Below are 12,688 nucleotides of genomic sequence, written 5' to 3' on the forward strand. Positions count from 1 at the left end.
CAATCAATCCCTTTTATTAGCTCTTCTTTCTCTATCGTTTCAGTTTATAACCTAAAAGTAATAACAAGCACCATAGAGGAATAATAATGACTGCCAAACTCATATCAGGCATCTGTACAGGAATATATGTTTCAAGAAAAGGCACGCTTATTCCTATCATATCAAAAAGTCGAGTCATCAATCCATTTTTCCCAAAACCACTGACAAACATAATGCAAAACAATAAAGCAAGAAAGCTGAGGCAAAGATAGTTAGCGTAAGGATATAAACCAAATGCATAAATAAAATCGCCCTTTCTGTTCTTATATGCATTGCGAAATTTCAAATGAACAATAACAATAATAGCCCAAGTAATCACTGCTGCTGCAGTTGCAAGAGCCATGATCCGCATGAAACTATTATCAGGAACAAGAGCATTAACAACAACAATCAACGCCGTACATAATGATGAAAAAAGGATAGCAATATAAGGAACACGAGCAGCACTCAGTTTACTAAAAATATGTGGTGCATTTTTTTGTACAGCTAAACTATAAAGCATACGGCCATTAGAATAAATGCCACTATTGTAAACAGAAATAGCAGCCATAATCACCACAAAATTCAAAATATGACCAGCAGCAGGAATTCCTATAGTCTCGAAAATTGTGACAAAAGGACTACCATTTTTTCCAATCATATTCCAAGGGCTGATTATCATAATAACGCTGATAGAACCAATATAAAAAATTATAATCCTCCACATAACTTGACGAATAGCCGCTGGAATTGTTTTTTGTGGATTAGATGCTTCTCCAGCAGCAATACCAATAAGCTCCGTTCCTCCAAAAGAAAACATTACTACAGAAGTTGCTAAAACAACCCCTACTGCTCCATAAGGGAAAAAACCGCCATGGTCCCAAAGATAATGAATATTCGCTTGATTTTCCCCTAGTCCAGTGACAATGAGAAAAATTCCCAAAATAATCATACCAATAACAGCAGCCACTTTGATCAAAGCGCAAACAAATTCAAATTCTCCATAAAAACGAACATTAAACAAATTAACAAATGTAACAAATAAAAGAACAATGAAAGATGTCTTCCAATGATCAATCAAAATCCAATGATCAAGGTAAAACCCTATCACTGTAAGTTCAGCCATGCTCACAAGAATATAAAGAAACCAATAATTCCAACCTGTTATGAAACCAGCTAATCTCCCCCAATATTTATAAGCAAAAAAACTAAATGCTCCTGAAGACGGTTCTTCTACTGACATTTCACCAAGCATTCGCATAATGAAATACATAATAAGCCCGCCGACAAGATAAGATAAAATAACTGAGGGACCAGCTAATTGAATTGCCTCGGTTGACCCATAAAAAAGTCCCGTCCCAATAACGCCACCCAAAGCAATCATTTGAACATGGCGATTTTGAAGGCTACGCTTCAATTCCTCGTGCTTTTTTTCAGACATCATGCCTCACTACTTTTGTTGAACTTAACCTCAACTTTTATTGAAAAATTAGGCACCTCTTTCAAAAAACACAAAACAAACGTAAACTTATTTTCTCATCATAATGCAACTCCTCATTTTTTTGTGCATTATACGTATGTCCCGTTGAAGTTTTAAGAAAAAATATGCTCCACCCTTTATTTAAATTAATGTCCTTCATTTTCGTTACACTAACCATTATAGCATTGGTCATTGATAACGCACACTCTGTAATCACATCACATTGGACAACAACCCCCTTTAATAAAATTTTAATAAACCTTCTGCAAACAGATATCTATCACCTTAATCAATCTCTATGCAAGGTAATGCCTGATTTTCTGTCCTCAATTTGCATTACTCTCACTTATTTACCCGCATGGTCTATCTTTGGTGCTTTAGCAATAGTATTTTGTATCTTAAATTACGAAAAACAAAAGCCTTTTCACAAAATATCATATACATATAACGAAGAGTACATTTGATCTTGAAAAAAACTTCTAGAGCTCTCTGTCCTATAACATAATCTATGTCGCTTAAAACCCCTCACTCTATAAAACAACTGAAAATCACTTGATCATCAGAACAAATTAAAACGCTTTATTATAAATATAGACGCTCACTTATGATTTCTATAGATAACGATAACATCACTTCATCTGTATCAATTTAAAAAATTAGCGAATAAATCTACCTCCCACCTATAAGAAAACTCTGTACAGAAAAAACTTAAAATATTGCAGTTCATATATTTTTCTATGGCTGCTTCTTTATACTCTACAAAAACTTTTCTTAATTTCGTACTAGAAACCCCATGTAAAAAAACGTCTTCTAATATCAGCTCTCCTTATAAGATTAGAACTTATTAGAATTAATAAAGAAGCTTATAAAAATTATTCTACAAGTCTAACAAAATGCGTGAAATAAAAACTCATCTGTAAATAATTGCAATTATGATAAAAAATATTTAGCACCTTCTCCCTATTGAGAAAATGGTAAGATAACAGCTTCAGTAACACTCTGTTCTTTTAAATCTGAAAATCGTCTCGCTAAAATATCAACTTTTTAGATATCTCATCCAAACTTTTCCATTGATTAATTACCTCTCGAGAAAGTTCTTCAATGAATTTTTCTTGGTAAGCTAGCTTCATTTCTAGTTCTATCAGCCGATCTTCATCCGACATGATTTTTACTCCCTCTTAAATAAAAAAACGTGATTAATTTTATTAATCCTCCTCCCTTTTTCTTCCCATAAAAATGAGAAGTAACTTTTAAACTAATTCTACTCATCTTATTTGCACATTATAAAGGGTTTATGATGATCTTTATTTTCCCAATCACTTATGCAACAAATTTCTTTCTCAAGAACCAGAAAATGTTTTTATCTTTACTAAGATATCGTAACACCATTTTTCATCCTAAAGATCTACATTCCCAGCTTCTTAATTTAAGTGTTATCTAAATTGGAAAGCATTTTATAGCATTAAGGTCAAAGAATACTTTCCTCTGACTTTTACATACTTCTCCTTCAAATTATTATCATATTTATAAATTATTGAAAAAATGCATTCTTGCTTTTATACGTACTTTTAGCTATTACCCTCAAATTAGTTTTGTTTCATTGACTTACAAACCTATGCCGCATTAGCTCAGTTGGTAGAGCACATCATTCGTAATGATGGGGTCGCTGGTTCGAATCCGGCATGCGGCACCATTTTATTTCTTAAACATATTGAAATATATAGATTTTTTCTTTAAATAGCCATTTTCAGACCACCTTTTAGACCACCTTCTACAGTTTATATAATTTTACCTAATTTGTTCTTATTTTCTCCTTATTTTTCGTTGAAGTGAATGCTAAAATCTCTTTTTTCCTTCACCTTACTGCTCTCCCTAGCTTGCATGGCTTTGGAAATACACCTGAGGCATCTAATGGCGAATCGTTGTTGTGGATACACTAAAAAGCTGTGCACATTCACGGATTGTTACATATCTATCGCCATCATCAAATATCATTTCATTGCCTTTCTCTTTTTTATGTTATGTAAATGGGCTGGGGGGCTAGGAGGAGAGAGCTTCCTATATCTTCAAGCGGCTTTTTGTCAAAATCTTTTTTGTCTCTTGTGCTATTGCCTCTAAAAAGATTTCAATAGCTTGATTGATTTGTTTAAGACGCTTCTGGAAACGTAGCCAATACATCACCAGACAAAGATGATACCATTGGCCTCAAATGCCCCATAAAACACTTCATATGAAAAAGACGAAAGCGTTATTCATATGGAAAAAATATATGAAACCGAAATCATCGTTCAAGTTTATTACAATACAATATTCTTTACAACACTATCCAATATCATTGGTCCATATATTGAATATGCTCCACTACTATATTGTTTTAGTTGGAAACAGACTACTAGAGAGGGAGAAAATATCGATTATGTTTTATATAACATTTTATTTAAAATCCTTCATAAAGATATTTTTAAGAAAATTAAGCAATTAGAGGAAAAAATAAATAATAGTTAAATTCACTATAGATTTTTTTATTAAATACGTATAATACGTTACGTGTATATCGTGTTGATTCTAAGATAATTTGTAGATCTATAATATTCAACTGTAATGTTTTTTTGTTTTTATGAAAATAATTCTATGGTGTAATTTATGGGTTATGCAATTACTTGAAAATCAATACCTATTATTTCATTACTTATTATATCTCTTATTTTTTTGTTAAAAAATGCTTTTTTTCATCAGGATTATTGAAGTTTTTTAAGTAAAGTTCTTCTAAATCATTCTGGATCAACTGTAAGAATTTATGAGTAAAATCTATCTGATTATAAATGGATCTATTATAAAGTTATTATCTTGAGATGGAGATCAATTGCTGCAAAATGAATGGTGTTTAGCATAATATTTGTTCAAAAAACGATATGGATTTTAACATAACTCACTATGGAGACTTTGAATTTATTATGCCCTTTCACTGTTCTGTTCTTAAAAATGAGTAGATGTAAGTTTTCGATTCATATCCTGCTTTGTGTAGGTTTTTTTATAGGTAAGAATAATGCGAAAAATATCAAAAGAAGGGCTTGCATTGATTAAGCAATTGGAAGGCTTACGTTTATCGGCTTATGAATATTCTGGTGGTGTATGGACAATTGGTTATGGACATACAAATGCTGCTGGTGCTCCAAGCGTCCACAAAGACATGCAAATTACGGAAAAAGAAGCTGAAAAAATCCTTTGTCAGGATTTGAGAGAGTGTGAACTCGTTGTTGAAAAAGCCGTTACCGTTCCTTTAAACAATGAACAATTCGCGGCATTAGTATCATTTTGCTATAACGTAGGAATAACAGCCTTTTGCAATTCTACACTTTTAAAAAAGCTCAATAAAGGTGCATATGAAGTGGTACCAACTGAATTACAAAAATGGACAAGAGTAGGAGGAAAACGTATCCAAGGTCTTGTCAATCGCCGAGCAGCCGAAGCAGGATTATGGGCGAAAGGATCTCATGTTGCTCCAAATTATCATGTAGTAGAATCAGAAGGTGTAACAGGTATTTGCAAAGTAGAAGCTCTTGCACCAATCATAGGTTCTTTTTCAGGGCTTGGAGGGCTTTTTTCAGGAAATGGTCCTGTTCAATGGGTTTTAGCAGGCATTATGGTTTTAGCTGCTTGTACAGCTATGGTATACATTGCTAAACGCTTTCAAGAACACCGCCTATGATCTTATGGATAAAAAAATATCTAACAATGACATCAGTGACCATAGCAGCTTTTCTTATAGCTTGAGTCAAAGCCTTTTTTCTTGGGAAAAAAGTTGAGAAGCAAAAGCAAACAAAGGAAGCTTTCAAGATAGCGACAACACGGCTTGAGATAGAAAATGAAATTAATAGAAAAGTGATGCTGATGTGCGCACTAAGCTTTCTAGCTGGTTGCGCGACGAATGAATGAACTTCTTGTATTGGATGGCTGCCAATTTATTTGAATCGACAAGATATCAATGTCATTAGTCCAAATTTGGCGAGAGATATTTTAAAACATAATGAACAAGGTGAACGTTTATGTGATTGGAGACATAAACGGAAAATAAAGTGATAAAAATATAATTTCTCTGAAACATCTATCAATGAAAAGATTTAAAAGAGGTGGATACATTCAGATTAGAAAGTAAAAGCACTTAAAGGATTAAAACACTCTGGTGGTCGATTGGGTTTAATTAGAGTGACTAAGGGACGTTTAAGTTGAAACTAAAGGATTCAACAGGTTATATTTGTGTAAAATGATTAAGTCTATTGATGTATTCTAAGGGCATCTTTGTTATCTTATCAAAAGAAGATGAGAAAAGATTTTATGGATTGCACTGCTGTCGTCGTTCAAAGAACTGATCATACACAAAGGTTCTGTTTTCAACAAAAATAATATCTAGGAGCCGGCATGCTTGAAGAAAAGCAATCTACGGAACTATATAATGAATAATGGTATAGGCTCTATGTGATTTGTAAATGACGTTGCTTCAGCTTCCTAATTATAATAATGATGTTGACGATAAGGCAAATACTTTCGCACTATATCTGCTTTTTCATGCTAAAGTGGCGGGAACACATTGTGAATGATCTTGGCTGTTAATTTTTCTATAGGTAAATTTCCTATGTGGGAAATAACATGCAACTCCAGTAGAGAAAACCAACAACCATTTTTTCTTTTATTTTTTAACTTAGCTTTTTTACTTTCAAAATTGGCCTGGCAATTTCTTGGAAAATATTGCTTTGCTATTTTAAGACAATTTCTTCCTGAAATAAAATCCTTCTTTTAAAATATCACTGTAATATCTTGCAAACTCATGTACTGCTCTTAGAGAAAGTTTGTAATAGGACCGTGCCTTTCATGGCGTTTATTTTGATGTGTATAACGGAAAAATTAAGAGCGCGTATTATCTTTTCGACACTCAACCACAATCTTACTTTATCACAATATTTATCTTGAGAAGGTACTTTTACAAAGATACTGATAATCTATAAATCGCCCTCACCTAATTCACCTTCTCGCTCATCCTTCCATGCATTGCTCGTCCACCTTTTAAACTACCTTCAATTTTTGATATAGAATTTTTTCTTTAATTTTTTTATTGAATCATAAAAATGATATGTCTCAATCTCACCTCTATGCATCTTTATACGCTTTGATTCTTATTTCTAAAGCCCAGACAGCCCGCATATCGCACTGTTTTTTATATTTAATATATATTTTTAGATTTATTCGTAACTTGTTAGAAAAGTTGCTATATTTTGATAGAAAATCTTCTATCAATTCACTTTTTTTAAAAGGTTCTGAAAGGATTCTTAAAAAGTCTGTAAAGTTAAAGACTATTTAATACGTATTGTTTCTTTTTTAGAAATCAAAATTGGTGATGCCCCATTCCTTACCAGCAATTGTGTTATTTGCAGAGCAATCTGTATAAGATGGTGTAATCTCTTTTATGAAGTTAACTAAAGTTTTTTGAATTTCTAGCATATTGCTTAAAGACAAAAAACTCTCCTTTATTTATGCAAACAGCTTAGACATCGGCTGATAATCCTCTCGCTTATAAAAATCCTTTCTTTATAACCTTCAGAACCACAATTAAAGTGGTAAAAGATAGAACAAGATTTTTAGACGATCATAACGCACAATAAAAATAGACTAGTTTAAATGTTCAATGCTAACACCTGCTAAACAGAGGAAAATAAGTTTTAGCACGCCTTCAAATTGGAAGGGCTTAAGCCCGCGCGCGCTACGATGGGTTTCACCTCTCATCGTACGATTTACTTTCTCTCAAAAATTTAATCGCTGTAAATATAAAAATCTTGAAGCCCGTTCTAAATCCGTGAGAGTTTCTGGAGCTTGCTGTATTAAACGTTGAAACTCCTCACAGCTGCTTATCTGAAGTGCTAACATTTTCATAAAAGGACGATAGTGGTGTTGAAACATCCCCAAAAAGTTTACGCCATAACCTGAGAGATTATTGCTGATTTCAGGGGATAGAATCAATTTCAGCTCAAAGAAAATCCCACCCATACCAACAAAAAGGTTTAGTCTACATGCCATGAGGAATGTCCTCAATAATTTTGATAATTTTTTGGTAAAATTTCTTTTGCCACCAATATCAGCTGCAACAGGTGTGGAATTAACAGGATTATAATTTTTTATCCTAAAATGTATCCATCATTTTTTACATTCTTTCATCTATCTTCGCCTTCTTTTCACAGCTTCAAGTGATAAAAAGTAACTGCAATTTAAATTATCTTGCATCGAACAAATTGCTCGCAAACTATCCCTATTGGCTAGATGACAACCCATCCTCTCTTGAAAGAGAGAAAAACTTTTATTTTTTATTCAGCGATATAGTAAATATTATCCAATTACTTATGAGAGTAATTCGATCAAATGGAAACTGCTAATCTGAGTAATCTTGTACCCGTTTATATAGGTTTAGGAAAGCGTGCTGTTATGAATATTCATAAAAATGCTTTAAAAATTGATATCAGCAAAACTTCTGTTAAAAAAAGGAAAAGATGTTCTCTTACTTGCTACTGAAAAAACTGTTCAGATTTGTCTTTATATTACTGAAGAGCTTCAAAAAACATGAAGTTATCCCAATAATTACAAGTGTGCCAACAATTCAACTTTGAGATAATATATCTGTGCTAGAGTTATGCCAATCTCACCAATCTGTTGTTGTCTGTGAAGAGCATAGTATCCATGGAGAAGCTTGGAGATGTAATTGTTAAATCGATTATGGAACATTCTATGCCAATTTGTATCATTATGAATACACAACGACCCCATCTGTAATAAAAATAAACTGGATATTTTTAACAAATTATGAAATAAATCTAGAACACATAAATAGTGTTAGAAATGACATACTATACAAAAAAATATTCAACTGCTTCCTAATATGTTCGCCAGTTCAAAAACATCATAAATCATTGAGTATGCAAGAAAAGCACATTAATTCACGCAGTCTTGCTCTCAGTAAACCAGCTTTTTTTAAAGATAGTACAGGTATTTTTTTCATTGCTTAAAAACGTACTCCATAAAAACAATATCATATCCTTATAATATATTATTCAATAAAATTAATATAAATAATATATATATTATAGAAAAATTATTTATATTGATCCAATTTTATTATAATTAAATGTTACAATAAATACATATTGACATTTTTAATAATTTTATTTATATATCATAATTAATATTATTCTATATTAAAATAAAACTAAATGAGGTTTATATTTTATGCTAATGTGGAAAAAGAGTGATTAATATATTATGTTTTTATATATAGGAGGGAAAAATGCTCACAGCATTATTTATATCTATTTTTTCTATATCAACAGTTGTTTTGCCTTTAATATCAGCGCTTGTTCCTTTTTATCCATAGAATGAGCTGTTAATAACGTAAATAAAAGATGTATGCAATGTTATTAGTATTTTTTTTGTGTTTATTATTATTAAGATTTTTGCGTTAATATTATTGTATTTACTTAGTATTATTGTAGTTACTTAGTATTTTCTGTTATTTTATAGAGGAGCTTCTTGATCTTTTCTATTTAAATTTAACTATCAACATATTTGTAAAGTATATAATTATGCTCCTCTATAAAAAGACTTTCTTTTTCTAAAATAAGTTATAACATATTGATTTCGTTACTTAAAAACATCTATATTCACTAAACTTTTGCGTGTAATATCTTTGATTGTCTGAGTACCGGTCAGTGTCATAGCTACCCGCATTTCATTAGCAAAAAGATCAAGGAGATGCATAACACCTTTCTTACCTGCTGCTGCAAGCGCATAAACAAAAGCACGACCAATCATAACAGCATCCGCACCTTGTGCTATCATGCGTACAACATCAAGACCAGAACGAACACCTGAGTCCACTAAAATAGTCAAATGATCCTTTACAGCATCCGCAATTGCAGGCAACGCTCGTGTTGTTGATAATACACCATCAAGCTGACGTCCGCCGTGATTAGAAACAACAATACCATCCGCACCAAATTTTACTGCTTCTCGCGCATCTTCTGGATCAAGAATACCTTTCAAAATCATTTTTCCTTTCCAAAAATCGCGAATCCATTGTAGATCATGCCAACCAATTGATGGATCAAAATTTGCACCAAGCCAACCAACGTAATCATCCAATGCAATTTTCTTTTTGAGATAAGTGGAGACATTTCCAAGATCATGAGGGCGCCCCATAACACCAACGTTCCAAGCCCAATATGGATGAGTCAAAGCTTGTAAAAAACGACGTAAACCAGCATAAGGACCAGACATTCCCGAATGCGCATCACGATAACGTGCACCAGGAATTGGCATATCAACTGTAAAAACCAACGTGCGTACACCAGCCAACCAAGCCCGTTCTAGTGCATCACGCATGAAACCGCGATCTTTGAGAACATAAAGTTGAAACCAAAATGCATCTCCAACCGCCTCTTGTACTTCCGCAATGGGACAAACTGAAACAGAGGATAGAGTAAAAGGAATCCCTTTTGCCGCTGCGGCACGCGCTGCTTTTACTTCTCCACGACGTGCATACATGCCCGTTAGCCCAACAGGTGCAAGTACAATCGGTAAATCAAGTGTCTGATCAAAAAGCTTGATTGAAAGATCAACTTCACCAACTTGCCTTAGAATCCTTTGACGCAGTGCAAGTGCTTGAAGTTCTGTACAATTACGTCGCATCGTTTCTTCAGCATAAGCCCCACCATCAATATAGTGAAAAAGAAAGGGAGGAAGACGACGCTTTGCTGCTTTACGATAATCAAGTGTTGAAGAAATAATCATTGATGGCACCATTGTTCCTAAATAAAAAAAGAAGACATCCTAAAACGCATAAAAGCGAATCCGTATACCTACCTATTCGACATCCTCCCAAAACGCTCTATTGAATAGATAAAAGCAACAGAGATTGCAACTTTCTAAAAAAACTAATTGATAAAAACAACGTCTTTATTTCTCTTATCCAAATTTAAAATCTCACAGTATGCAGTATCATTAATAACGTATCTACTCATATATCGTTCATGTGCAATTGAAATGTTATACTCTCGTTAAACCAATACCTCTTCGAAAGCGATTGCTCCGTAGCTTAATTAGTTATAATTTAAAGTCGTTTCTCCCTCCAAAGGTCCTTACATTATCAGTTATTAAGAATATAGAGTGTCATTAAGTATAAACCATAACCTCCTCCAAAAGATGAAAAAATCCTTTATTAATACTGTAAATAAAGCTGTCGCATACATCCATAAATCTTCTTATATCAATATTCAAAACTGAAACCTGTTACTTGTTCATGAAAGTTTATAAAAATATACAGTGTCTAATTCACATAAAGCATAAAAAAACTTTTAATGTTCATACTAATAGAAGCTCTTCATATTTAATTGAATAATTTTCTAGCAATATTATATCTTGAGGCTATAAATGAGTTACTAAAATTAGAACAATGTTTAAAAAAATTGTTACTAAACTGTAGTGAAAAACTTATTTATTGGCTTTTAAGGATAATTTTTATACGAAATAAAATATACTGGTCATTTAAGCTCTAGAAAAATGGCGCCAAGTGTAGCATCCAATCTCGCATATTTACTTTGAAAAGTGAATACGCTACTGTTATATTGAATTTTATTAACCTATTGATTTATTATAATAATAAATATGAATAACATATTGAATATAGTAAAATTCTTTCATTGTAGATTTTGTCATGATGAAATAACCAAAACTATTCTTTTGCACATCATAAATGGAGTTTGTATAGATAAAACCTCTTTAAAAAAGAAGTAAAAATGCCTCTCATACCCTCCCATAACTTTGAAAACTGAAAATAAAATGCATAGTGCCGGTTTTATGAAGGATAAATTTTTCTTTTATCTAAAATACGCTTTCTGCATACATGTTATCAAAATTCGTGGTTCCCAACTCATTTAAAATGCTTGGACAACTTTAAACCCTGTGCTTGATAATGTGATCCAACATCATGTCCATAAAGGGTTGATGGTCGATTAAGCATATGCTCATAGACCAAACGGCCAATAATTTGACCATGCTCTAAGATAAAAGGAACTTCATGGCTCCGCACTTCTAAAACCGCTCTTGCTCCTTTTCCACCCGCCTCCTTATGCCCAAATCCTGGATCAAAAAAGCCTGCATAATGCACCCTAAACTCACCAACTAAAGGATCAAAAGGAGTCATTTCTGCGGCATAAAGCGGAGGCACATGAACAGACTCTCGGGAAACTAAAATGTAAAATTCATCAGGATCAAGAACCAACTCTCTCTGACCACGATCAAAAAGAGGTTCCCAAAAATCTAAAACGTGGGCAACAGCACGTTTATCAATATCAATAACACTTGTATGATGTTTACCACGATAACCTATAAGCCCGTTTTCGTCTCCCTTTAAATTAATGGAAAGACCAATACCACCAACACTAATATTAGGAAAATCATCCGATATCAGTGTTTCTTGCCTTTGCAAAGTGTGCAACTCTATTTCATTTAAATAACTTTGCCCTTTTCTAAACCGAAGCTGTGATAAATGTGAGCCTGTATGCACTAAAATTGGAAATGTGCGTGGACTAATTTCCAAATAAAGTGGACCATGATAACCAGCACAAATTTTATCAAACTCTTGAGCATTATCCGTAATGACACGTGTAAAAATATCTAATCGGCCTGTAGAACTTTTGGGATTGGCAACAGCAGATAAAAATTCTGGTAACGCTAAACTTTCCAAAAGAGGAACAATATAAACACACCCCGTTTCCAAAACGGCTCCGTCTCGTAAGTCAAACTCATGCAACTTTAACCGTTCAAGCTTATCCAAAACTTTTGTATTAGGGCCCGGCATAAAAGAAGCACGTATACGATAAGCCTTCTCCCCTAAACGAAGATCAAGGCTTGCTGGTTGTATTTGAGATCTATCAAATGGATACTGAGCCTTGAGAACGTTATTCTCAATCAAAGCTTGTATATCACTATCTGCTAAAATACCGCTTATACGCGCCATATATATTGCCTTCCCTTTTTACATTGTTTCTTTTTTGACCTAGATGATAAATTGGTGCAAGCTATTTTAAAGTGATAAAAACTATTTCTATGTTTTTTCCAACTGATTTGTTAACATAAAATAAAATAGGAGGT

At 33.0% G+C, this 12,688-nt stretch carries 6 protein-coding genes, 1 tRNA gene and 3 pseudogenes; 3 read left to right on the forward strand and 7 right to left on the reverse strand.

Translation table 11 applies throughout. From position 1 onward, the window contains the following. Positions 1-31: 31 nt before the first annotated feature. Together ACFIKN_RS06205 and ACFIKN_RS06210 are read right to left on the reverse strand one after the other, a co-directional pair. Positions 32-1,459, reverse strand: a complete 1,428-nt coding sequence (locus ACFIKN_RS06205) for an amino acid permease (RefSeq protein WP_375658088.1) — start codon at positions 1,457-1,459, stop codon at positions 32-34. Positions 1,460-2,526: 1,067 nt separating this feature from the next. After that, positions 2,527-2,661, reverse strand: coding sequence for a SlyX family protein (locus ACFIKN_RS06210; RefSeq protein ID WP_273790429.1), 135 nt, complete (start codon positions 2,659-2,661; stop codon positions 2,527-2,529). 454 nt (positions 2,662-3,115) lie between these two features. Between ACFIKN_RS06210 and ACFIKN_RS06215 the strand changes: the two genes are divergently transcribed. Next, positions 3,116-3,191: transfer RNA gene (locus ACFIKN_RS06215), tRNA-Thr, on the forward strand. Positions 3,192-3,290: 99 nt separating this feature from the next. Here the strand turns inward: ACFIKN_RS06215 and ACFIKN_RS06220 are convergent. After that, positions 3,291-3,493, reverse strand: a pseudogene (locus ACFIKN_RS06220) (helix-turn-helix transcriptional regulator). 1,051 nt (positions 3,494-4,544) lie between these two features. On the opposite strand from ACFIKN_RS06220, the gene ACFIKN_RS06225 reads away from it, so the two are divergent. Both ACFIKN_RS06225 and ACFIKN_RS06230 read left to right on the forward strand, forming a co-directional pair. After that, positions 4,545-5,207 carry a lysozyme gene (locus tag ACFIKN_RS06225; RefSeq protein WP_012754682.1) on the forward strand — a complete coding sequence of 221 codons (663 nt, stop codon included), beginning with the start codon at positions 4,545-4,547 and terminating at the stop codon, positions 5,205-5,207. Further along, positions 5,204-5,430, forward strand: a pseudogene (locus ACFIKN_RS06230) (hypothetical protein). The gene ACFIKN_RS06225 and the pseudogene ACFIKN_RS06230 overlap by 4 nt, the downstream one beginning before the upstream one ends. Before the next feature lie 640 nt (positions 5,431-6,070). Here the strand turns inward: ACFIKN_RS06230 and ACFIKN_RS06235 are convergent. The 4 genes and pseudogenes from ACFIKN_RS06235 to ACFIKN_RS06250 all read right to left on the reverse strand — a co-directional run. Beyond that, positions 6,071-6,512, reverse strand: a pseudogene (locus tag ACFIKN_RS06235) (integrase); the annotation flags it as partial. A gap of 782 nt (positions 6,513-7,294) precedes the next feature. Continuing rightward, positions 7,295-7,567, reverse strand: coding sequence for a hypothetical protein (locus ACFIKN_RS06240; RefSeq protein WP_375658089.1), 273 nt, complete (start codon positions 7,565-7,567; stop codon positions 7,295-7,297). A 1,611-nt stretch (positions 7,568-9,178) separates the two neighbouring features. Continuing rightward, positions 9,179-10,327 (reverse strand): FMN-dependent L-lactate dehydrogenase LldD, encoded by a 1,149-nt coding sequence (gene lldD, locus ACFIKN_RS06245; RefSeq protein ID WP_273790428.1) that lies wholly within the window; start codon positions 10,325-10,327, stop codon positions 9,179-9,181. Positions 10,328-11,465: 1,138 nt separating this feature from the next. Continuing rightward, the gene (locus ACFIKN_RS06250; protein WP_273790427.1) at positions 11,466-12,554 is read right to left on the reverse strand and encodes a 2'-deoxycytidine 5'-triphosphate deaminase; all 1,089 of its coding nucleotides are present in this window, start codon (positions 12,552-12,554) and stop codon (positions 11,466-11,468) included. Positions 12,555-12,688 lie beyond the last annotated feature (134 nt).

It is taken from the genome of Bartonella sp. CL436QHHD, from assembly GCF_042195105.1.
GTDB lineage: Bacteria > Pseudomonadota > Alphaproteobacteria > Rhizobiales > Rhizobiaceae > Bartonella.

Coding starts and splice junctions, on each gene's coding strand:
- ACFIKN_RS06205 (WP_375658088.1), bottom strand. CDS start 1,459: ATGTCTGAAAAAAAGCACGAGGAATTGAAGCGTAGCCTTCAAAATCGC.
- ACFIKN_RS06210 (WP_273790429.1), bottom strand. CDS start 2,661: ATGTCGGATGAAGATCGGCTGATAGAACTAGAAATGAAGCTAGCTTAC.
- ACFIKN_RS06225 (WP_012754682.1), top strand. CDS start 4,545: ATGCGAAAAATATCAAAAGAAGGGCTTGCATTGATTAAGCAATTGGAA.
- ACFIKN_RS06240 (WP_375658089.1), bottom strand. CDS start 7,567: ATGGCATGTAGACTAAACCTTTTTGTTGGTATGGGTGGGATTTTCTTT.
- lldD (WP_273790428.1), bottom strand. CDS start 10,327: ATGATTATTTCTTCAACACTTGATTATCGTAAAGCAGCAAAGCGTCGT.
- ACFIKN_RS06250 (WP_273790427.1), bottom strand. CDS start 12,554: ATGGCGCGTATAAGCGGTATTTTAGCAGATAGTGATATACAAGCTTTG.